This window comes from Bacillus multifaciens, from assembly GCF_030756675.1.
GTDB lineage: Bacteria > Bacillota > Bacilli > Bacillales > Bacillaceae_G > Bacillus_A > Bacillus_A multifaciens.
In genome coordinates this window covers 1-24145 of the sequence record NZ_JAVBXD010000020.1, presented here as the reverse complement: position 1 = coordinate 24145, position 24145 = coordinate 1, and the positions used below count along the sequence as shown (strand labels likewise).

The window sequence follows — 24145 nt, the reverse complement described above, 5'->3', positions numbered from 1 at the left end:
TTATCTAGGTTAAAAGGTGATTTTCTTGTTTATTCCTAATTTACCAATAAGCATTCCTATTATTTTTTTTACAATTCCAAATAAATATTTAAACTCATCTGTTTTATAAAAAATAAGTGTATACAGTATATTTGGAATAATTAAACAAACAACCACTCTTACGATTAATTGTAAAAAACCCCCATATGAAATGAGACTACATACAAAACTTGTTATCAGACAGGTTCCAATTCCTATTGCTGCATAATACGCATATTTTAAAAAGTAATTCCTTACTGGTTGATGAAATACCTTTTTATATACTAAATAAGGTGCAATCCAAAATGGAACTGCCAAGGTGCTTATAAGCGTTCCGATGAAAACACCTGTTATGCCCATATATTGAACTAAAATAATAGAAATACCAAGATTCACAGTAGCCTCTAAAAAGGGAGCGTATCGGTCTTCATGAAAAATTCCGGATGTTGTTTTCACCATAGATATAGAACGTCTCATTCCTGACACATAAAAATTAATTATCAATATTATCAATACACTTGTATCCATTATAAATTTTGAACCAATCCACAAGGTAATGAATGGTTCCATTAGAACATACAAAGATATCGTAAAGAATGAGTAGATCCAAAAGTTACAAAACATAGTAACCTTAAATACGCTATAAATTTTATCATCGCTTTCTTTTGCTACTAAGTTTCCTACACTATGATTCATATTATCAAAAACTTGATTTATAAACGTCCTGCAAATATTGATTAACATATAATAATTAGAATACAAACCGACAGCTTTCACACTGACAAAAAAAGCAATCAACATGTTATCAGTACCAAAAACAGCGTATCCACCTATATTATGTAATATTAAGGCTTTTACATTTTTTACAATATTACTTTTTGTTTCATCATCTAATTTACTTGCTGTTTTGTTTTTTAAGAATGGGTACATTTTATCTACCATCACTGCCAAACCTGCAGCGGTAGTAATTGTTATCACAATATCTATTATGAGATATAAAATATAACTGTGTGTAAAATATAAAATTCCCAGCTTAATACAAGTAGACACAATGGATGAAATAGAGTAAACTCCTGTAACAATATATCCCTTTTGACAAACATTTAAAAATGAGCTTTTATAAGAAAATAAATACGACGAAGCCGTATTCAGTAAAAAAATGATGTAAATCACATGAATATTTTCAACTTTTGCATCTTTAGCAATATATCCAAGAAAAGGAAGAAGCGCTAATCCCAACAGTAAGACGATTAAGGCGATTACCATATATGCCTTTTTATAAAATTTCATTAGCACATTGATTCTTTCTTCATCATTATCTGCTACTGGTTTATAAAGATTATATATAATAGCAGATCCTATTCCTGCCTCAGCTAAAGATAACATTCCTAATACATTTGTAAATAGTCCATTTACCCCTAAGTACTCAACTCCTAAGTAAGTAATGAACATTGTTCTTGAGACAAAACTTAATATTGTAATAATAACTTGACTACCTATGCCGGCTGATATATTGATAATTGAATTTCTAACTCTCATTTTTCCCCCTGCTTCCAAAAATATAGAACCACTTTTCATTGAAAGATACTATCTCTATAAAGCTATTTTAATTTTCCGACATACAAGTCGCTGCTGCTATGTAGAATAAATAACGACCTGCACCCGCTCTCTCCTTTTGGATTACAGTTGAATGCCTCTATACACAGCTATCTAGGCTTTTCTTCCAAAATCTTTATATCATGTTTTTAATTGCGATTTATATCATTTCTCTTTTATATGCTTGAATAATTAATGGGTACACCTTAAATTTTAAAGCTAAATAATAAAGATACTCTTTAAAATTATTACATTGATATGAAAAGCCGATTTCCTTGAAACTATCAGAGAACATCTCATAATTTACAATCCTACGAAACGCACTATTCACATTCGCATAAGGATCGCTTTTTAAATTATTAATTAATAGCCTATATATGTTGTTTATATAGTAATTTGCCATATCTTTTCTAAAATGTTTCTCTTGTAATAAACTAAATTCTTTGGAAAGCTGTTTTCTTATTTTATATTGTAAAACTAAACTTCCCTCTAAATTTGGTTTAAACGGAGCTCTCATTAAACTATTTACATTATTTACATTATAAAAATATAGAATTTCTGATAGCGCACATACTCTTTGTGACTTCAGTAGAAACTCCAAATTAAAAATAACATCTTCTCCAATAAACACTTGTTCATTGAATCTGATGTTTTTGTCTTTTATAGTGCTTAAATTATACATATATCTCCATGAGAAACACAGATCATTACTAGAATGAATATTTGAAGAACTTAATACAAAGTCCCTCCCATTCATAACAGTATTTAACTTAAAATTAGGAGTGATTATACTATGGTTAGGAATTGTTTCGTATCCGCATATTACCGCATCACAGTTATAATTTTCCGCAGTGCTATATAATTTAGTAAAATAGCTTTTACTTATCTCATCGTCAGGATCAATAAACACTATATACTTTCCTGTGGCAACTTCAATCCCTGCATTTCTTGCGCTGCTCACCCCTTTGTTTTCTTTATGTATTACTTTAATTCTATTATCTTTTTTTGCATATTCCTCGCATATTTTACCACATTTATCTGACGAACCATCATTAACAAGAATTAATTCAATATTGGTAAACGGCTGATTTAAAATGCCTTCAATACATCGAGGTAGCCATTTTTCCACATTGTATATGGGAACAATCACACTTATTAATTCGCACAATCTTTTCACCTCTACATTACTCCCATCTGCTACATCCTTTATGCTTATCTTATTACAGCTTTAATTTCACTCAAATATTTTTCATCTTGAATATCTCCTACACCTTGTCCGGCCCCTGCTTCGCATACGTATTTATTTTCAATTTTAATTTTTGTTTTTGCTTGTCTTAAAAACCATTCGTATTCAATATCTACATGTCCTATATCGACGGCTTGATATCCCGCCTTATATAAATCGTATGCCAATACAGTGGCGGTAGGTCCAACTGCTAATAGAATTAATTTAGATGGATCAGTTTGTTTAGCTGCTGTTAAGATTTTATTATAATGTGAAAATGCATGTTCCTCTGGTACTAAAATTCTTTCAAGCGATTTAACATTATCAAACAAGTTATTTCCAACACCTAATCTACTCTTATTTCCTTCTATTACAACTACATCTCTGTCCTTCCATATTAATTTTAATAACATAAACCAATCTTTACATTTTGATTTATCACGGAAAGGATAATAAATTCTCGATATAAAAGAATTGTAATATATTTTTCCTTTTTTAAAATTTTTGTACCACTTTAATCTAAATTTCGCGATATGGAGACTCCAATAATCCCTTGGTTCATCTGCATATTTTGTTAGGTCTTGAAAGACATCTGGCAAACAAACTAAGAAATGATGATCTTCGCTTAACAATATTTCTCTTAACCTTTTGGACAACAAATGATCAGCTTGTTGAAATGTTATATCTCGATTCTGAATTAATTTAAACTCACCATCACCGTACCTAGCTATAGAAGCCTTATTATAAATTATTTTGGCTAGAGTGTCGTCTATAGACTGAATGATAGGCGGTCTAAACAATTTTTTCATAAACCAATCTTTCATAATAAGCGCTCTATTCAAGCCTTGAATTTTTATATCAACCAATGTGTTCCAAACAAAAACCAACGTGCTTTTTACCTTTATTTGTCCCATACCGAACCCCCTTCTAAGTATTTCCTTCAATTGGATAGTCCATAAAATAATTTTTCTCCTGCTATCCTTAGGTTAGGTAGTTCTCTTCATTATTTTCTATTCTTCAACTGACCTTTTTTCTCCATGGAATAACAATTCTATTATTTGCTGCAGCAATGCCCCTAAGAGAGTCTAGCTCTTTATAACGTTTTATCATGATTTCTCCCTCTCTAAAAAAATACTTTCCACTAAATCAGATCTATTTTGTAAATTCATATTCTTAATACATTCCGCTTGCACCTGCTCTACCATGTATATTAAAATAGGACGAAAAAAAGAGTAGCTCTGCTATACACATAGTAAGCTACACGTTTCCATCCCAAAATTCCTTATAAAAATAACCTTTTGCGAAAGGTCCTTATTCGATAAAGCCTATGCCATTCACTAGTTCTTCATACATTTTTTCCTTATCAGAATGGGATATATTCCCTTGAATAGTGAAGCTGCTATCATAAATTTTAGCAACACTACTTAATGTTCTATTCTTTTCTATGTAGCTCTCTACCGTAGATATGACTTTTGCCGGATTGCCAGCTACTATACTTCCTTCTGGTACGGATTTTGTTACTATACTTCCAGCTGCAACTATTGAGTTCTTACCTACAGTAACCCCTGGCATAATTAAAGCTCTTGCACCAATAAACACATTATCTTCTATAGTAATACTAGCGACTTTCGTATAACCATTTAATCTTTTTGTACTAGCATCATGGGCTAATAAATACGCTTGTGGTGCTATAGTAACATTGTTACCTATCCTTATTAACCAGCAATGAGAGTAGTCAAATATTACTCCTGGTTGGATAGAACAATTATTTCCTATCTTCATTCCCAGCTTTATATAATCTTCTAACCATATTTCATCTAGTACAAACTTTTTCAATCTAGCCTTTAAAAAATTGACCAGTCTTTTTATCATACTCAATCACACAACCTTAGAATTGTTAGATGAATTTATCATTCTAATACAGAACCCTTGCGTAAAGGGAAGTATATCAAACCGCATAGAATATACACCTATGTCCTTTGTGTCGCCTTGTGAAAAATCTACTGCTCCATTCCTTCTCGTCACTTTCATTAAATAATGAATAGCCTTTTCTCCACTTTTTAAGCATTCTTCTGAAATCTCTTCTATTTTTGCTGCCTGAAGCATAAACCAGCATAATGTTGCTGTTGTAGAAGAATCTGGTGTACATTCTGCCCTCGTTACCATCCAGTTCCAGTTTCCGTTATTTTGCTGAAAACCCTGGGCAGCTTTGGCAAATCGTTTGACGCTTTCTTCTAGCTCGTATTTGTACTCACTATTTTCTGGAAGTTCATTCCAAGCATCGATAAGACCTATAGCAAACCAACCAAGCCCTCTTCCCCACCCATATAATCCAAGAGGCGTTTTACTCTTCAGATCATAAGCATGACACGGTATATTATATTGCTTCAACATACCGTACTGTTCATACTCCTTAATCTGCTTTACTGCTAAGTTTATACATTCAGCTTTTTTATATCGGACACCATAAGAAACTAAAAACGGGCATATGAAACCGATAGTATCTACATATCTATAATGCTTCATGAACTTTCTATATTGTACAGTGCCGTCTTCTCCTATATGGCCTTGGATCATTTCCCAAACAGTATCTAATGCTTGTTTGTATGTATCTATGTCTACAAAATTCAGTTTCATAACAGCATAGGCAAGTATTGCACCATCTACATATTGAGGCTTATTTATCCATTGCCCATTACGATCGAATTTCGAATCTAAAAATTTCGTAATTTCATGCTTCACTTCTTTATCGTCGTTACACTTCAAATATTCTGCCAATCCCAGTAGTAAAGCTGCTTCTTGCCAGTGCTGTATAGCACGTTCTGTATAGTTCCCTTTCAGCATATCAATGGCTATTAATCTCGTATTATCCGTTACTTTAATTTTTGGCGTTTTATTTAGCCATTTCACACCTATATTAGTAATTGATTGATTCCATACATTTTGATTCGTATATCTTCCTATTTTTATTCTGCTTATCCAAGCTTTACATATAGGAACTAAATCAATCAATATGATAATTGCTATTACAACAAGTAATGTAAAAGCTACTGCTTGTATAATCATATGATTATGCCCTTTCTATACTACTTCAATAATGTGTATAATTTTTCTATCTCCGACTCGGTTCCCAGCTCTTCATTTGATAAATTCTGTATTAACTTATTCCTTAACTTTTCATCATGTATCAATTTTTGAATTCCTTCTGCAATTGCATTACCGTTCATCTCTACTATAATCCCGTTTTCTTCATGTTTTATTTGATCTTTAGCTGTACTGAAGTTTGTTACCACTATTGGTTTATGTAGTATTTTTGCTTCGTCTATTGCAATCGATTTCCCTTCAAATCTAGATGATTGAACATATATATCGGCTTCTTTTATATATGGATATGGATTTTCTTTCATTCCTAACAGAAAAAAATGCTCTTGGAGATGGTTCTCTTCTATCATTCTTGCTAGCTTATTCCGTTCCTCGCCTTCGCCAATGATATACCACTTTATTTCATATCCATTTTGAACAAGATTCTTACATGCCTTTACAGCAAAATCGAATCCTTTTTCATTGCTTAACCTCCCTACAGAAACAAGTTTTATCCCCTTATGCTTTATAGCTGCTTTTTCTTGCGACATTTTATAAATCATACTTGGAGATACTATGTTATGAATAACACCAATCTTATCCTTGTATATAGGAAATCTTTGTTTTAAAACATTCGCGCATTCTTCTGACACTGTTACGATATGATCTAATGAACGAAAATACTGCATGTCAAGGTTAGAATCCATTCCGAACTTATCATAGTCGGTATGGATAAAGCCAATTTTTTTGTTTGCCTTTACCTTATCTACACAAAAGTAAACGGGGTTCTTTTCTAAGTACCCAATTGCTACATCATATGTTTTATGAAGAGTTTGCAAAGATTGGGATAAATAACGCCAGACCCTTTGTTCGCAACGAGCACTGTTTTTCTCACTTTTAAATATGTAGCCTGCACAAACCCTCGATAAGGCGATATTGATTTTCCCTTGCCGCAAGCATTGCATAGTAGCTGCTTTTATGGACATATCAAACAACCGATACTCAGAAGGTTCTTCTAATATATTTACTTGGGTAGGTATTTTATTAAAGAATAAACCTTCGTGCTTAAATAGAAATAAATCTACATTATAACGAGAGTAATCAATCGTATTCAATAGAGAAATTAACGACTTCTCAGCTCCACCGCAGTTCAAATTATTAATAACAAATAATATGTCTTTTTTCATGCTAATCACCTTTTATAGAATTCCGTAGAGCTTGTTTATTTCTGTTTCGGTCCCTAATGTTTCTGTAGATAAATAGTTTATGAGTCTTTCTCGCAATTCTATGTTTTTAATGAGATTTTCAATTTCAGTTGCTATCCCTTCCTCGGACATATGAGCAATGATTCCATTAATTCCATGATGAATTTGATCTTTTGCAGTTTCAAATTTAGTTACTACTATTGGTTTATGCAGTATTTTTGCTTCATCGATTGCAATAGACTTCCCTTCATATCTAGATGGTTGTACATATATATCTGCTTTTCTTATATAAGGATATGGATTTTCTTTAACTCCTAATAGCTTAAAATGATTTGATAAATGATAGTCTTCTATCAACCTTTCTAATATATCCCGGTCATCCCCGTCTCCTAGCACATACCATTTAATCCTGTACCCTTTATCAAGAAGTAGCTTACAAGATTTCACTGCTAAATCTATGCCTTTTTCGCGGCTTAATCTGGCAACAGTTATTATGCTTGTATAATTGTTATCAAATAAGCCATCATCTTTTGTAGCCCTTTTAGATAAATTGTGTATCATCTGGGGTGCTACTATATTGTGTATAACCGCAATTTTATTTGTCAGATGTGGAAAATTGTCTTGTAATGATTTTGCACACTCATCTGAAACTGTTATGATATGATCAAGTCGTTCAAAATAGGCAGTATCAAATTTATAATCCATTCCTGAATCTGAATAGTTTGTATGAATCCATCCGATTTTCTTTTTGGCCCGCACTTTATCAATCACAAAATATATGGAGGATTTTTCAAGATATCCTATTGCTGCATCATACTCTTTTTCTAAAGTTCCAAATGATTTGCTTTGATATTTCCACGTATACTGTTCTGAAATGGCAGCTTCCTTTATTAATCTATTCTTAATAGCGAACATCAATCTTGCATACGCCAAGTTAACTTTTCCATTCTTTAAGAAGTTCCCTATTGAATGTTGGAATCCACGTGCAAATATCTGATAATCACTTGGCAGATCTAATATAGTTACTTCCTTCGGTAGTGAATTTATAAATATCCCTGTTTTACTGAATAGAAATAAATCCACATTATACAAACTGTAGTCTATTTGAGATAGCAAATTTACTAAGCTTTTTTCCCCACCACCAGCAGATAAACTAGGCATAACAAACAGTAGATTTTTTTTCATAATGTACCTCAAATTACTTATCCAATTCTTTTAAATATTCTACTGCTTTATAAGACATCTGTTTTATATTTGGGATAGATTGTTGTAATGTATGTCTTAATTCCTTTTCTTCTCTAACCATTTCATCAAATTTCGCTTTTAATTTATTGCTATCAGATATTTCTTTTATACCTAAAACCAATTTCTCTTCTCCAAATAAATCTTTAGCTATTCCTTTCGATTTTACACTATACCCTAATACCATAGTCGGAACGAAGTTAGAGTAAGCTGCTATCGTTGCATGCGTTCTAGCTCCTATGAAGAAACGCATTCTAGCTATATATCCCTTATATTGGATCGCGTTTAAGTTATCCGGTAACAGAATAACTCTGCCGGTATCCTTAAATTCTTCATAATATTTGGAAAGAACTTCGTAATCATTGTTCCCAGCTTCAATAACATGAGGGGTGAGGGCAATTGTCATATCTGTGGTATTTAAGATGTGATTCATTAACTCTCTTACAGCAACTTGGGAATCTTTATTTCTATTCCAGATAAGCGGACTAAAGTTGAGACCTATTGTGTTCCCTTCTTGCCATCCATGAGGTAATTCTAATTCCTCTTTTTCCATTGTAAAGGCAGGATCTGCACATAATTTAACATTATTCAAGCCCTTATTTTTCAACATATGATATGTAAGACTTTCACGTGCCAGTATTAAATCGAACAGTTTTAAATCTTCCAACTTTCGTTCAGACATATCCTCTTCACCTATAGAACATCCCCATAATACAAGCTTCTTCCCCTGCGTTTTTATTCTTTTATCAATCTCATACATTCCCGGTTGTTCCCCATAACAATAGTTATCCCCGCCTATAGACAAACATACATCTGTATCCTCTATATGCTTTATAATGCTATGATGGATTTTTCCTAATGCATAAGACTCATCATTGAAAAACTTTACTTTCAATGATGATACCAACCAATCATATGAATACTTTTTCAAGCTGCGGCTAGAGCCATCATATATACTATCTAGTTTATTTATTATCTTGTCTGTTTCAGGTCTATCTGATGCTAAATACACTTTCACCCCATCTATTTTTTCTTTTATAATATTCGTAGAAGATCGAACAATCGCTTCACATCCTCTATTTAGGCTGCCACCATGAGCAAACATCATAATCTTCACACTAAATTCCTCCAATTTTATCTATTTCTAAATCTACTATAAAAAGTTACAACGTATAATCCTATAATAAATTTTCTTTTAATCATACGTATTAAAAATTTCTCATATCTTCCGAGAGTATCATAAACTGCCTCACAGTATAGTGGTAATGCTTCTCTAACATATTTATTTCGTATCATACTTTTTACGTATTTATATCTCTTGCTAAAACTCATATCTTTAGATGGTTCAAAATAAATATAGATGTAGGAAAGTACACTGTTTATAAACTTTATTGATTTCAGTTGACGTACCTTTAACTTGTCAATTTTATCAATATACACCCTCGGCAATTCCATAGTATACACTTCTAGAGCTCTCTTAAAATAATCTTTTTCTACTATGTTTCTAGTAGCACTGCCTGTTACCTCTCTATAATGGTATCCAGCATAATTTATATATTTCATACTAGTTGCATTACTAAAGAATTCAATGTTAAACATTCCGTCTTCTCCTAATGTAACTTTCTCCGGAAATTTCACATCATTTTCATTTATTATTTTATTTTTATAAATTTTATTCACAGCAGTATTTAAATGATCTGTCTTAAGAAAATAAGGCAATAGCTCTTGATCTATATATTCATTTTTAAGAACAGTATCTACCGGAAATGGATATTTTATTGCTACCTTATGTCCTTCCATTTCGCCGTTAATATTTGAAATAACTACATCACAATCATCTTGCTTTGCAGAGTTATACAATATTTCATACATCTCTCTCTCTATGTAATCATCAGCATCAACAAATCCAACATATTCCCCAGTTGCTACACTCAACCCTTTATTCCTTGCAATACTTACACCCTGATTTTCTTGATTTATAAGTATTATTCTATGATCTAGTTCTTTATAACTCTCAATAACTTCTCTACTATTGTCCTTCGAACCATCATTAATAAATATAAATTCACACTGTTGAAGTGTTTGATTTAAAAGTGATTCTACACATTGTGTAATATATTTTCCTGCATTATAAACCGGTATTATTACACTTACTTTTATGCTCATGCCTAAATCCCGCCTCTATCAGGAAACCCTGCATTATAATAACAAATTATTATCTCCTAAATAATTTGTTTTAGGTTTCTATAACTTTATATAACTTATTTAACTCATAACTATTACTATAATCCCTACTTTTTAAATGATGAATCAATGTATTTCTGAGTTTATCATCTTTATATAGAGTTTCAATTCCTTTAACTAACCCTTCAATACTTGAATCACATATTACACCTTCAACCCCATCTTCTAACTGACTAGCTGCAGTAGGATAATTCGTAATCAATATAGGTCTCTCAAGTATTTTAGCCTCTGTAACTGTAACTGCTTTTCCCTCATATCTAGACGGTTGTACGTATAAATCGCATGCCTTCATATACGGATATGGATTGGTTTGCTTGCCTAATAATATAAAGCTATCTTCTAAATTGTTCTTTTCTATTAGTTCTTTAAGAGTAGCTTCATCTGAGCCATATCCTATCACATACCACTTTATATTATTAAATCCCTTATCATGTAACATTCTAAGTGCTTTTATAGCACGATCAAACCCTTTGGCATACGATAATCTTCCAACCGATACGATATTAAAAGTACAATTATCTTCCTTATTAAAATCTACAACATTAGTAGCCATTTTCCGAATAAACTCTGGTGAAGTAATATTTTCTATAATCAAGATTTTCTCTTTCAATGATGGATATACAGTCAAGAACGCTTTTGTGCATTCATCTGATATAGATGCAATATAATCAAACTTACTCCACATAGTAAGATCTATTTCATTATCAATTTCTAACGTACTGTAATCTGTATGGATCCAAGCTATCTTTTTATCAGCATTTACATTATCAGCTAAAATATCGTGTGGCCATGCATAACTAATTGCAAAGTCATACTTTTTTTTCTGTTTAGGCAAGAAGTATGATACATATTTTGAAACAAGCTGCATCTGAATGTATCCGGATCCTTCTTTTAATTGCCTTTGTTTTGATTTTCTACCTGCGATATACTTGCTTACTATTCTTATAATTGATGCTAAAAAATAACCTTCTTGTATACATTGCCTAATGGATTTTCTAAATACGGTGTATTTACCTATTTGCGGTAACACATTAACTTTATCAGGGATTAAATGAATGAAATCTCCTGTGTGATTTAATATTAGTAAATCTACGTTATATGTGTTGTAGTCAAAGGTTTCTAGCATATTAATTAAGCTTCTTTCCGCACCGCCAATTTCCATATCATAAATAGAAATTAAAATATTTTTCTTCATGTAATTCCCCGCGTTCATATTTTGTTCTTTATATGAGTGAAATCATTATACATTATGAAATTTTATAGACGACACTTTCACATGAACCGCTTCAACTAGTGCGATTGATACATACGTTTTCTCGTTTATTTACAAACAGTGTATTTGAAGGAATCTGTCCTTTTACAACACTTCCAGCGGCTATCACAGTATTATCACCTATAAACGTATCTCTCAATATAACTACATTAGAACCAATCCACACATTCTCTCCAATCTTTACTTCACCTTTTATTAAGTGACTATCTTCAATGTTCTTATAATTATGATCATGGTCATTAATACTTACATTTGGAGCTATCTTTGTATTTCTTCCAATTGATATTTTATTTATACAATTAATGTTACAGTTATCATTAATGAATACTTTCTCACCTATATCTAGTACCCCATTAAAATCAATACGAATACTCGTATTTCTTCGAACAAACACAAATTTTCCAATATTAATTTTTGAATGCTTATTAAAAATCTCTATCCTACTTTTGGTTTGGAGTGCAAAGATTGAGCAATTTATATTACGGAAGTATATTAACTTATAGAAAGCGCCTCTTAATACACCGATTAAGTGTGAAATATTCATTAACACCGCAAAGTATAACCCTCTGTTACGACTTTCTGTAACTAGCGTCTGGAATATTTTTTTAAGTATATTAATCATGCATTTTCTCCTTAAAAACTTCTTTTTGCCCCACATGTTTTCTTAACTTAGCAATATTATCCCCACCTATGATTTTTGCTAAAATTAATTTTATTTTACTCTTCATCCGCGCTTTAGGTGGTAACCAGCTCTTATAAAAATGATGCATAGCATATGTATTTTCCGTTATAAATTTTCTGCAATTAATATAGTCATATGGTGAGAAATATGTTTGTGGGTAGAAAGTTCCCATCCCTTCTATTTCTTGATACTCTCCGTTTGTTTCTAATCCTAGATTTTTTAATATCTTTGTCACAATAGCTACATTCGTCAAATCATCATAGCTACCATCCTCTTTAATAAAGTCCTTCTCTTCATATGAATCTAGAAATGTTTTTATAAGCTTATTTTCTTTAGCCGCTCCTATTGTGCTTGTAGCTATGTAATTTTCTTGTTCAAATCCCCAAAATGAATCAAGATATAATAGATCATTAAAAGATTTAAATACCTCCACATCAGTATCCAAATAAATACCGCCATAAGAATATAAAGCATGCACTCTAACATAATCACTTACAAATGCAAATTTGCCAGCTTTGTATGCCTCTTTTACATATAAATTACAGTTTATATCAAAATTATCTTCATTCCATTCTATTATTTCATATTCTGGTAGATTCTTTTTCCAACTCTTTATACATCTTTTGACAATATCAGGTTTGTCTTTTCCTCCAAACCAGCAATAATGTATAGTCCTTGGTATTTTTTTAAGTTTTTTCACTTTAAAGCCTCCTCTTTAAAGTAGGAAGTCCCCTTTTTTATGCTCCATTTGTTATACTTATTCGAATATAATTCTAAAGTTTTATGAAATTACTTCCATATCCAACGCCTGTAAGGCTTACTACACATTCATAGTAGAAATACATAAGATAGAATAATAAAATAGCATAATAAATAAGCTTTTGATCTTTTTTCGTAAATAATTTTACAACCCAAGAAATCAATATTAATTGATACAATCCAAAATAAATAGAAAATCTAGCAAATATCCAGTTTTGTGTTGAGATAATCATAAAGACAAGCCCTAATATAGACATATTTACAACAGCATCACTTTCGGGAAACAACTCTCTTAATCTTTCTTTCCCTAAGTAAGCGAGAAGAATTGGTGCAGCATAAACAATAACCCTGACTATATTGGCACCGCCCTCAGAAAAGTTTTTATACTCACTATATTGACTATTTTCTATAACCGTAAATAAAGCATCCATAAATTGATTAAATCCTATTACGATAAGTACCGCACAAACGAGAAGAATATACGTTTGCTTTGACCAGGCTTCTTTCCTAACTATAAAATAAATAGGAATGAGGATAAGTGCAGTCTGGTGTACAGTTGATGCAAGTAGGATAATTAAAATATACTTTTTCCAATTACCTTCAAATATATATTTTGTTGCAGCAAATACAATTGCAGCTGCCAAAAATTGCCTTATCCCATTCATTGAAGTTAAATACATACCACCTGTTACATAGACATATAAACTTAACTCAAACATTCTTGCATATTTATATAAAACAAGCACGATTAATACATTTGTAATTAATGCTGTTACAAAAATCAGAAGTTGCGGATCATGGGAAAAATTTTGTAAAAACATTTGATAAATATTAAATCCAATGTCCTTTTCCGACTTAATAGTTTCCCAGCTAAAATTCAAAGTAGCATATGAATGCATATAGGCAAAAGTATCTCCAATATTATTACGAAGACCAGATACTAATATTAAAATTGTCGTAGCGCAAAATGCTAAAAATTTATTCGGTTGGACAAAAGATTCTACCGTAACAGCCGGTCTAGAAAAATACCTTGCAAAAAAAGAGAAAAAATAAACTAAAGCAAGATTCACCCATAACACTTTCATTTACCAATCACTTCCACATCTTAAGCATATATTACTACATTCCTATTCTTTTTATTTATACTTCTCTTTGTTTTATTTACTCTTCAAAACAGTAGCTCTATCTGTGTTCAGAATATAACAATAAAGTAAAAAACCAAATGGCGTTGCTAGAAAAGTAGTCCATTTACACGGTGACTCTTTTAAAAACCTATAGTTTTTTATTATCAAATTACTAGACACATAATGCATACACTCTCGAAACCTGTCTTTAAATGAAGGTGCATATCGCATAGCAATTTTTCTAAAAAAAGAAAAACCACGTGGATTTTTCTTATACTGCTTAATAATGTTCATACTTGATCCATCATCTAAATATTCTACAAAGCACAACACTTCATTCATAATAAGTAAAGGACATTCTTGATCAATAACAATATACTTATAACTAAGTGGACAATACTTTTCCCCTGGAAATATTGGATAAGGCGGGGAGTTACGTGTAAGTTCGGATCGATATACAAGTTTTTTATCACCTTTTACTTTATGTTTCACATATAAATCTGAAAGTTTAGATGTTCTTAAATCAGACGGCATCTTTGTTCCAATAATATTTCCATTCTGATTTGCATCCAATCCAACTATACCAGCATAACGATCACTTCCGTTTTGTTCCCAAAACGAAAGAATTTTCTCCACAGCATCATCAGCCATATAATCATCAGAGTCTATACAAACATTTAGTTCTGTGTTAATTAATTCATAAGCTGTATTGTGAGCCCCGTGCATTCCTTGATTTTCTTGATAGTGATAACGAATTGGAACTAAGTCCTCTGAAATCCACTTTTCCACAAGTTCTTTTGTGTTATCTGTAGATCCATCATCAATGATTAACCAAATAAAGTCTTTAGAAGTCTGTCTTTTCAAACTGTCATAACATAGATGTAGTGTATATGCACGATTAAACGTAGGTGTAAAGACCGTTAAAGTAGGACCCATCAAAAAAACCTCCAGAAATCTAAGTTTGTTTTACATTTAACTATGAATTAAATAATAATCCGTTAGCCATTTCGCCATCGTAGCGGTATCATATCCGTTTTTACTTAATAAATCAGATGTATCTTCATGTTCATATGATGAAGTAAGAATTTTTTTTGCCCACACTTCTGGCGTTTCCTTTAAACTTACAAATTCTATTCGACCTGACACATCTGTTTCATCTGTTATCGAATCGGATGCAACACATTTTAAGCCGGCAGCCTGCGCTTCAACCAATACAACAGGTAACCCTTCAAAAAGCGAAGGAAACAGAAATAAATCGAACCCTTGCATAAGGTACGATATATCTCCTCTAACCCCTAAGAACCTCACATGAGACGATAAACCTAAGGCAGCCACCTTCTTTTCTATCAATGGTCGTAATTGACCATCCCCTACCATAACAAGCAGGGAATTAGGATTCTTATCGTGCACAGCTTTAAACACATCAATTAGGAAATCATGATTTTTTTGCTTATTAAATCTTCCGATATGTCCTAATACTAATTTATCTTCTGCACCTATTTCTTGCCTTATTTGCTCCCTAATTTCTTCATCATATTTAAACTCCTCTACATTAACTGCATTGTTCAGAACGGTTACTTCCTCAGATTCACATACCTTTCGTCCAAATAACCATTGTCCTGCATTTTTTGAACATGCAAAATACTTGGTAGGATTATCCTTCATAGAAAATCTCGCATACAAACGAAAAGGTAGCTTTATATCTATACCCAAATCACTTAAATGACTATGCGCAATACGGCAAGGAACACCCGCACGTTTGGCTGCTCCAAGTACAAAACTACTATTTTCGTTAATGTGAGAATGTACTACTTTATATTCAGGATGAGCAAGAAAGAATTTATCGAGTAATTTGAAATATAAACGATAATTACCAGGCCTTATTTGCGGCATTCGATAAATTCTTCCACCAAGACTCAATATCTCATCATCATAATGCCCTTTTTCTTCTCTATGTACCATGAAATCAAACTGTATCTTATTGCGATCAAGCTTTCGATAATAATTCATTAACATCGTTTCAAGCCCGCCACGATTCATGATTGTTACTACTTGCAATATACGATTAGGTTCCAATATTCTCCCCCTTATCTAACTATTTTTCTAAGTTTATCAATTACTACTAAAATAAAATAAAATCCTAGCGTGAATCGGAATTTTGCACAAAAATAAAATACCCTCCAAGCAATTGAAAAATATTTAATTTCAAATTGCCTAAAGGATTGTTTGATGCGTTTATCCTTTAATATTGAATGTAACCTACTGATTTTCATCAAAGTAGATCCCTTATTTTCTTTGCTTATTGTGTTTAAGCCAAGCCCTAATGTACTAAGACATATGCGATTATTTAAGGCTATATAAAAATCTTTTTCCATTTCTTTATTATCTAAGAAGCTTTCAATTATACCGTAAAGATTAAACCACTGATTCATTAAATTAGGCTTATAAGACGATGTAACTGATGTAGTGTTTACCCTCCAATAATGATAATAAGGTTTATTTATAAAAACAAAAGTGTTTGCATAATAAAAAGCGTATATATTAAAGAGAGAATCCTCATTAGTCCCTATTTTGCTAAGATCTACAAATTCAAGATTATTTTCTTTAAGAATATCTAAGCGATATAGCTTTGACCACACTGTTCCCCATGCATCGAGAAGTTCTGGATTTGCTATTTCTTCATTTAAAGGACCAATCAAACGTCTCATAACTTTTAATTGAACTTCTTTATTGTGATAACACACCTTTTCAGGAAGGTTGAACTCTTTTATCTTTGAATGACTACCAAACTCTCGAACATATGTACACATAACAATATCAGCTTTTTCATCAACAGCGCTTTTATACATTGACTCATACATATCTTTATCTACCCAATCATCTGGATCAACAAAACCAATATATTCCCCGTTTGCCGCGCGTATCCCCTCATTCCTAGCTGAAGAAACTCCTCCATTTTTCTTGTCTATCGTCACAATACGACTATCTTTTTTTGCATAATCATAAAGTATTTTTGCACTTCCGTCTGTTGAACCATCATTTACAGCTATAATTTCTATATCATTAAAATTTTGTGATAATAAACTATCCAAACATCTACTTAAGTATTGTTCAACATTATATATAGGAACTATCACACTTATTTTTGGTTTCATCTACATCCCTCAACATATATTGTGTATAAATATTATTCAATTCATTACTTACTTGGTCGATCGAGTATTTTTTTACTCCATTTACATTTTCAATCCCAATCTTTTCACGCAGTGCCCTTGAATGAATACACTCTAGTATTCGTGAGGCAAAAAGCTCTACCTCTGTAGGTGATACAAGATAACCATTTATTGTATCCATTATAAGCTCCCTATGCCCTCTATTATAAGTAGCTATAACTGGAAGACCGCAAGCCATAGCTTCCATAATGTTAACAGGCAAACCTTCTCGAAGACTAGATGCAACAGCAACATCACATATTGGTAATAATTTAGCAATATCTGTTCGATATCCAAGAAAATGAACCATCTCAGCAATTCCAAGCTCAATAGCCAAGTTCTTACAATCTTCCATTAATGGACCATTTCCCGCAAGTAAGAGCTTTGCATTAGGTGCCTCATCCTTTAGTAGGGCTAACGAATGAAGTAAAAATTGCTGATTTTTATTTGTGTTAAATTCAGCAGCATAAAACATTAGGAAATCATTTGGTTTGTAACCAAATTTCATCTTTAAATCTTGTTTATATTCTTCTTGTACCAATTTAAATTGTTTTGTATCTACACCTATTCCATGAACATGTTCAATGCAATTTGCTTTAAATCGATGTTTCACTGCAAGATTGTAATCTTCCGTATTGATTGTTATGAGACAATCTGTATAAGAAGCTAATCCTCTTTCAATTGGATAATATGCAAGCCAATTTATAAGGGGAGCGCCCTTACAAAAATGAAATCCATGAGCTGTGTAAATCACCTTTGTTCCTTGTCTTCTTGCTTTTCTTGCAGCTAAGCGGGCAAGAACTCCTCCCATAGGTGTATGACAATGAATAATGCTGTACTTATTTTTATTGATAATTGATGAAAGCTTCTTATATGCCTCGAAATTTTGCAGTTTAAAAGGTGATCTCTGAATAGGAATATCATATTTTTTATGTACGTATGGAAGGTGCATGTTACCACTTGCAGCAACATGTACCTCCCATCCCTGCTCTGCAAACCATTTCATATATGGTAAATGAAATGCTTTAAAATGGTAATCTACTGTTGCACAAAACAACACTTTCTTAGGCAATTCAATCACACACCCATTTAACTATATTTTTGATTCAAGTACAGCTTCTTCAAATCGTTAATTCAATGTTGGCACTAATACTTTCGAAGCGTTATGTCTATTAGCCAGATCTAATAATATGTTTCGTAATTCTTCTTTATCCAAATTAGAGTGTGTAGAGATAATCTTTTCGATTTCTTCTATATAAATATTAGTTTCTTTTCCTACATAAATTCTCGGATAAATTTGTTGTTCAATCATTTCATCATCTTTTAATAGCTCTTCAAAAAGCTTTTCTCCCGGTCTCATTCCGGTAAATTCTATTCCAACTTCTTCAACAGAATTTCCTGATAACTTAATTAAATTTTTTGCCAAATCGACAATTTTTACTGGTTCTCCCATATCTAATACGAAAATTTCTCCGCCCTTAGCTAATGCTCCCGCCTGCATAACTAGTCTTGATGCTTCTGGAATGGTCATAAAGTAACGAACCATATCAGGATGCGTAACTGTAACTGGTCCGCCATTTTGAATTTGCTTCTTGAATAATGGGATTACACTACCTCTACTTCCTAATACATTTCCAAAGCGAACGGCAACAAACTTTGTTTGACTTATTTTATTTGTATATTGAACAATCATTTCAGCCAATCTTTTCGTTGCTCCCATGACATTTGTTGGATTTACTGCTTTATCAGAAGAAATCATAACAAACGTCTCAATATCGTGCCAACTTGCTGCTTTTGCAACATTCATCGTTCCCATCAAGTTATTTTTTACAGCTTCTTCTGGATTATATTCCATTAATGGGACATGTTTATGTGCAGCAGCGTGATAGACAACATGTGGACGATATTTATTCATCACTGACATCATTTTCTTACTATCTTGTATATCCGCAATTTCCGGAATAAATGTAATCTCCGTATTGCCATATAGCTCTCTCAGCTCCATTTCAATGGAGTAAATGCTATTTTCACCATGGCCTAATAAAATCAACTGCTTTGGATTAAATTTCGCCACTTGTCTACAAATCTCTGAACCAATTGAACCACCAGCACCAGTCACTAAAATCACTTTGTCAGTAATGTATTCAGAAATGCTATTCATATCCAGTTCAACCAGACTACGTCCTAACAAGTCTTCCACTTGAACATCTCGGAATTCATTAACTGAAACTTTCCCTGTTACTAAATCTTCTAGCATAGGAAGGATTTGCGTCTTTGCTTTTGTTTTTGAGCACTCTTTAAAAATGGCGTTCAATCCTTTTTTTCTAAGCGAAGGGATCGCAATTATAATACTCTCAATATTAAGTTCTTGAACAACGCGCTCAATTTGATTTACTCCCCCAACGACTGGAATTCCTAGAATATCAAGGTTATGCTTCTTCACATTATCATCAATAAATGCAACAGGTAATAATTCTGTATCATTGTTCTGTAGCAATTGTCTTACAACCATTGTCCCAGCAGAACCAGCTCCAATAATTAAGGTTCTCTTTTTCATATCACCATTTTTAAAATACGCATCCCGAAACATCCGCCAAATAAAACGGGACCCGCCAATTAACAAAATATGTATCATCCAAGTTATAGCAAGTAATCGAAAATAGACTTCGTGTATCACTACTTTTTGTACCAAAGCTGTAGTAACTACAGAAAATGTAATAGCTTTAAAAATAATTAATAATTCCCCTATACTTGCATATTCCCATGCCTTTTTATACAACTTATAAATAAAAGCAAAAAAATGATGGCTAAAGAGTAAAGTTATTGAACTAATTACAGATGTTAATGTAATAACTCGAAAACTACCATTTACAAAAAAATAACTAAAAAATATCGCACTCAACACTATAAGTGAATCCATCAAAAGCAATAACGGCAGCCTTTGCCGGTACGTCATATAATTCCCACCTTTTTAATCATTACTTAAAAAAATTAAAACTTTTAACTATGAGATCTTTTCAAAAACCCCATAGTTAAAACCTTTAATAAAATTTGGGCATTTAACCCACCCTCACACCACACTCTTGACGACTAGCATCTAAGGTTTATTTCAACCCACAGTATAGCCGAGTACCTCCATTGATATTGGTAAGGAGACATCACCATATTTAACCTTTCAAAAGAACCATCTTGTACTTTATAAAGAACAAGATGATGTGAAATCTTTTTATCTCGTTAAACAAATAATCTTTATATTTACAGGATACTCTTATATATTAGTTAACATTCATTTTTACACTTCTCAATTGAGCAACTAATTATCATTCGAATTTCCTTTATAAGATACTGTATTTTATAGAATTTGCCGATGAGTGACTTGTAAAAGACATTTCATTCAACTTATATAATCTCATTTTGATTTTTCAATATACAAGTCTCTACTATGCAGAAAAAGTGACCTGCACTTGCTTTTCTCTCTAATTTCCACTATGTTGTAGTAGAAAAAAGCTCCAACTGCTACGATGCATAGCCAGTGCTCTCCCCTGCCTAAAAAAGAATGGTTTTTTGTCTTTTTAATTCATATATCTATATACAAAAAAATTTATCTCTTATTGTTTAATATAGCTCCTACTAATTTTCCTTTTGTAAAACTTAGTAATCTTTTAGCTTCAATCGCATCCTCATTCATAGTACGGTTATAGTTTACTACTAATAGTGCCCCGTCACATCGATCAGCTAAAATACTTGTATCTGCTACCTCTAAAATCGGAGGAGAGTCAATTAATATGATGTCATACTGATCCATTACTTTTTGAATTAAATTCTCCATTACCACCGAACCAAGCAACTCAGCGGGATTAAGTGGAACTGGACCACTTGTTAATACATGTAGTCTTCCAATTCCCGTTTTCTTTACAGCCCCCTCCATTACTTTTTTTCCACCCAAAACACTTGTTAACCCAATTGTATTTTCAAGCTGGAATATTTCATGAATTGTTGGCTTTCGTAAATCAGCATCAATTACTAATACCTTTTCACCTTGTTGAGCTATGGAAACAGCCAAATTCGCTGCAATAGTTGATTTTCCTTCCCCAAATCTTGGAGAGGTAATAACTATGGTTTTATCTTTACCATTGATAGATGAAAACTGAAGATTGGTACGAATTGTACGATATTCTTCAGCAATTTTGGAATTTGGCACAGTATTAGTAACTAGGCTTTCTTTCTTTCTTTCGTCTCTTTTTCTTCTGTATTTGAAAACCATTTGCCTAACCTCCCTAGTGATATAAATTTCTTTTCACTGTATTTATCTATCATACTTCTCTCATTTATTTTAGAAATGCTTCCTAAAGTAGGGATATCTAATAATTTTTCAATAGCTCGTTCTGACTTAATCGTATCATCCAAGGAATCTAGTAAAAAAACAAAACCAACACTTAATAACAAACCAACAATGAAGGCAGTCATTATCGTTTTAATATGATTTATGTTTATTGGTACAGAGTATTTATGTTCTGTTGCTTCTGTTAAAATGCTAACACTATTAAAATTTAATATACTTGCAGCCTCTTTTTTATAAACAGCCGCTGTAACATTTGCAATTTTAGCAGCCATTACTGGATCCTTATCAACCACATTGATCTTCACAACTTGCGAACCTTGTACATTTTCAGTGCTTATTTGTCCACTTAACGCACTTGCTGGTCTATTAATATTTAATTCTGCAGCGACTTTCTCCATCACAACAGGTTCATTTACTAATACTTTTAGTGTATTCATAGATTCATTATTTGCTTGAATAAGTATTCTAGTCGAAGATGTGTATACTGGAGTTTTTAAGAAGATACTATAAATCGCTCCCACTAACATAATCGTTAGTGTAACTACAATAATTACCCATTTTCGTCTTCTTATCACAGCAAATAAATTTTTAAGATTTATTTCCTTTTCCATGGTTTCCCCCTACATTTTTTATAAATGAATTTGACCTTTTAATCCAAATTCACTCATAAATCATTTTTATGCACAGTTTATTATGCATAAAACCATCGCTTAATAAAACACAAGTGTTCTATTTAAAATAAATTTTAGTTCTTTATACAGAACAAGTCAACATAAATATTCTATATAGACTTCTCCCTCTTATACAGATTCTTATTCTTTTCCATTACTATTCAATATTGTTGTTCTGAAATTAATAAAACCTCTTTTCATACTAATAATTCTTCTACGAAAGCTCCAAATAACAATCTATATAAATCCATTTTGATTTTTCGACATATAGATTACTACTATGCAGAAAAAAGGAATCTGCATTGCCTTTTCCTTCCCCCATTCAAGACCTAATTCTCTTTACATCATTAGAATAGCCGTCAACCACACCAAATAGCGGTACACGATCCCTTCCTATTAAATTAGGAAACGTTCTTTCAAGTCCTGCTCCTTTATCTCGTTAACTTTCTCATTATTAAATCATAATTTCTCTAAACAAATTATTTTATATATTCCAAAAGTCACTATTTATAAAACCCCTTTATTTACCTATATTTAGACACATTTACCAATATTATTTTTCGGAAATTTATGTTAATTTTACTTAGTCAAGTGTGCCATTACTTGACTAAGTACCCTAAGAAGCCCCGATACCTGTAGTATCAAGGATTCCCCCCTTAATAAAGAGTCATATATTGATCGCATTCTGAATATAACCTAACCTTTTAGACACTCTCACACCATGCTGTAAAACTGGGAAAATAATATCAAAATATCAATATGCAAAATTGCATATTATCTACCTTTAATATTATGTTATCTTTATATCGTAATATATATCTACTTTTGTATTTGTAATGTCATAACCTAAAGAATTAAAATGTTTGATTAAGAAACTGTCATCTTGTCAAACAACAACAAAAAGTCCTGATGCCCTACTTCATCAGGGCTTTTTGTTGGTTATCTAAGCCAACTTACATATTCCTCATCAAAACACACTTACCTGTCACATAAATTCAGTTCCCATAACAATAATAAAACATCATAAGTAGAACGTTTTGTAATTATATTGATAATAACACCACTAGTTGACTTTCCTAAATAACATTCAAATTGTACAAAACTTAAGCCCCCTTTATCCACTTACATTTGGACACATTTACCAATATTATTTTTCAAAAGTTTATGTTAAATTTACTTAGTCAAGTGTGCCATTACTTGACTAAGTACCCTAAGAAGTCCCGTATACCCCGGGGCTTCTTTTTTTATGTATTACTAACTTAATCTACAAAACATTATATTCCCTTCAAAAGGCATTGCATTTAAAAAGTATTTTATCCATAAAAAAAGCCCCGATACCAGTATAAAGTGTACCCTTTGTAAAGGACATTTAAAAAAAAGCCTAGGCAGTTTTAAGAAGATGATTCCTGAATTGAATAGGGCTCATCTTTTTTAAATTCCATTGGCATCTGTCGTGATTGTAATATTTCAT

At 32.0% G+C, this 24145-nt stretch carries 21 protein-coding genes; all 21 read right to left on the bottom strand.

Annotated features, from left to right (window positions below; translation table 11 throughout):
• Nucleotides 1-9: 9 nt before the first annotated feature.
• Nucleotides 10-1557 carry a lipopolysaccharide biosynthesis protein gene (locus Q9306_RS13815; protein ID WP_306199339.1) on the bottom strand — a complete coding sequence of 516 codons (1548 nt, stop codon included), beginning with the start codon at nucleotides 1555-1557 and terminating at the stop codon, nucleotides 10-12.
• A gap of 217 nt (nucleotides 1558-1774) precedes the next feature.
• Entirely contained in the window at nucleotides 1775-2782 is a 1008-nt protein-coding gene (locus tag Q9306_RS13810; RefSeq protein WP_306199441.1) for a glycosyltransferase, read from the bottom strand.
• Between the two features lie 44 nt (nucleotides 2783-2826).
• Complete coding sequence (locus tag Q9306_RS13805; RefSeq protein WP_306199337.1) at nucleotides 2827-3753, bottom strand: SP_1767 family glycosyltransferase; 927 nt, start codon at nucleotides 3751-3753, stop codon at nucleotides 2827-2829.
• A 397-nt stretch (nucleotides 3754-4150) separates the two neighbouring features.
• Nucleotides 4151-4711 carry an acyltransferase gene (locus Q9306_RS13800; protein WP_306199335.1) on the bottom strand — a complete coding sequence of 187 codons (561 nt, stop codon included), beginning with the start codon at nucleotides 4709-4711 and terminating at the stop codon, nucleotides 4151-4153.
• A gap of 6 nt (nucleotides 4712-4717) precedes the next feature.
• Nucleotides 4718-5905, bottom strand: a complete 1188-nt coding sequence (locus Q9306_RS13795) for a glycoside hydrolase family 88 protein (RefSeq protein ID WP_306199331.1) — start codon at nucleotides 5903-5905, stop codon at nucleotides 4718-4720.
• A 20-nt stretch (nucleotides 5906-5925) separates the two neighbouring features.
• Nucleotides 5926-7107 carry a glycosyltransferase gene (locus Q9306_RS13790; RefSeq protein ID WP_306199328.1) on the bottom strand — a complete coding sequence of 394 codons (1182 nt, stop codon included), beginning with the start codon at nucleotides 7105-7107 and terminating at the stop codon, nucleotides 5926-5928.
• Between the two features lie 12 nt (nucleotides 7108-7119).
• Nucleotides 7120-8310 (bottom strand): glycosyltransferase, encoded by a 1191-nt coding sequence (locus Q9306_RS13785; RefSeq protein WP_306199326.1) that lies wholly within the window; start codon nucleotides 8308-8310, stop codon nucleotides 7120-7122.
• 13 nt (nucleotides 8311-8323) lie between these two features.
• Nucleotides 8324-9484 (bottom strand): polysaccharide pyruvyl transferase family protein, encoded by a 1161-nt coding sequence (locus tag Q9306_RS13780; protein ID WP_306199324.1) that lies wholly within the window; start codon nucleotides 9482-9484, stop codon nucleotides 8324-8326.
• A 17-nt stretch (nucleotides 9485-9501) separates the two neighbouring features.
• Nucleotides 9502-10533 carry a glycosyltransferase gene (locus tag Q9306_RS13775; RefSeq protein ID WP_306199322.1) on the bottom strand — a complete coding sequence of 344 codons (1032 nt, stop codon included), beginning with the start codon at nucleotides 10531-10533 and terminating at the stop codon, nucleotides 9502-9504.
• Between the two features lie 70 nt (nucleotides 10534-10603).
• On the bottom strand, nucleotides 10604-11806 hold the full coding sequence (locus Q9306_RS13770; RefSeq protein WP_306199320.1) for a glycosyltransferase: 1203 nt from the start codon (nucleotides 11804-11806) through the stop codon (nucleotides 10604-10606).
• A gap of 91 nt (nucleotides 11807-11897) precedes the next feature.
• On the bottom strand, nucleotides 11898-12506 hold the full coding sequence (locus Q9306_RS13765) for an acyltransferase (RefSeq protein WP_306199317.1): 609 nt from the start codon (nucleotides 12504-12506) through the stop codon (nucleotides 11898-11900).
• Nucleotides 12499-13266, bottom strand: coding sequence for a glycosyltransferase family 32 protein (locus Q9306_RS13760; RefSeq protein WP_306199315.1), 768 nt, complete (start codon nucleotides 13264-13266; stop codon nucleotides 12499-12501). The genes Q9306_RS13765 and Q9306_RS13760 overlap by 8 nt, the downstream gene beginning before the upstream one ends.
• 73 nt (nucleotides 13267-13339) lie before the next feature.
• Nucleotides 13340-14410: an EpsG family protein gene (locus Q9306_RS13755; protein ID WP_306199314.1), complete on the bottom strand. Its 1071-nt coding sequence runs from the start codon at nucleotides 14408-14410 to the stop codon at nucleotides 13340-13342.
• Nucleotides 14411-14482: 72 nt separating this feature from the next.
• Nucleotides 14483-15385: a glycosyltransferase family 2 protein gene (locus Q9306_RS13750; protein ID WP_306199312.1), complete on the bottom strand. Its 903-nt coding sequence runs from the start codon at nucleotides 15383-15385 to the stop codon at nucleotides 14483-14485.
• Nucleotides 15386-15421: 36 nt separating this feature from the next.
• Nucleotides 15422-16525, bottom strand: a complete 1104-nt coding sequence (locus tag Q9306_RS13745) for a glycosyltransferase family 1 protein (RefSeq protein WP_306199309.1) — start codon at nucleotides 16523-16525, stop codon at nucleotides 15422-15424.
• A gap of 11 nt (nucleotides 16526-16536) precedes the next feature.
• Entirely contained in the window at nucleotides 16537-17604 is a 1068-nt protein-coding gene (locus Q9306_RS13740; protein ID WP_306199307.1) for a glycosyltransferase family 2 protein, read from the bottom strand.
• Nucleotides 17567-18733: a glycosyltransferase family 4 protein gene (locus Q9306_RS13735; RefSeq protein WP_306199305.1), complete on the bottom strand. Its 1167-nt coding sequence runs from the start codon at nucleotides 18731-18733 to the stop codon at nucleotides 17567-17569. The genes Q9306_RS13740 and Q9306_RS13735 overlap by 38 nt, the downstream gene beginning before the upstream one ends.
• A 57-nt stretch (nucleotides 18734-18790) precedes the next feature.
• Nucleotides 18791-20617 carry a polysaccharide biosynthesis protein gene (locus tag Q9306_RS13730; RefSeq protein ID WP_306199303.1) on the bottom strand — a complete coding sequence of 609 codons (1827 nt, stop codon included), beginning with the start codon at nucleotides 20615-20617 and terminating at the stop codon, nucleotides 18791-18793.
• A gap of 645 nt (nucleotides 20618-21262) precedes the next feature.
• Complete coding sequence (locus tag Q9306_RS13725; RefSeq protein ID WP_306199301.1) at nucleotides 21263-21925, bottom strand: CpsD/CapB family tyrosine-protein kinase; 663 nt, start codon at nucleotides 21923-21925, stop codon at nucleotides 21263-21265.
• The gene (locus Q9306_RS13720) at nucleotides 21874-22614 is read right to left on the bottom strand and encodes a YveK family protein (RefSeq protein WP_306199299.1); all 741 of its coding nucleotides are present in this window, start codon (nucleotides 22612-22614) and stop codon (nucleotides 21874-21876) included. The genes Q9306_RS13725 and Q9306_RS13720 overlap by 52 nt, the downstream gene beginning before the upstream one ends.
• A gap of 1441 nt (nucleotides 22615-24055) precedes the next feature.
• Nucleotides 24056-24145, bottom strand: a 90-nt coding sequence (locus tag Q9306_RS13715) for an IS3 family transposase (protein ID WP_306198003.1), incomplete at its 5' end; no start/stop codon positions are given.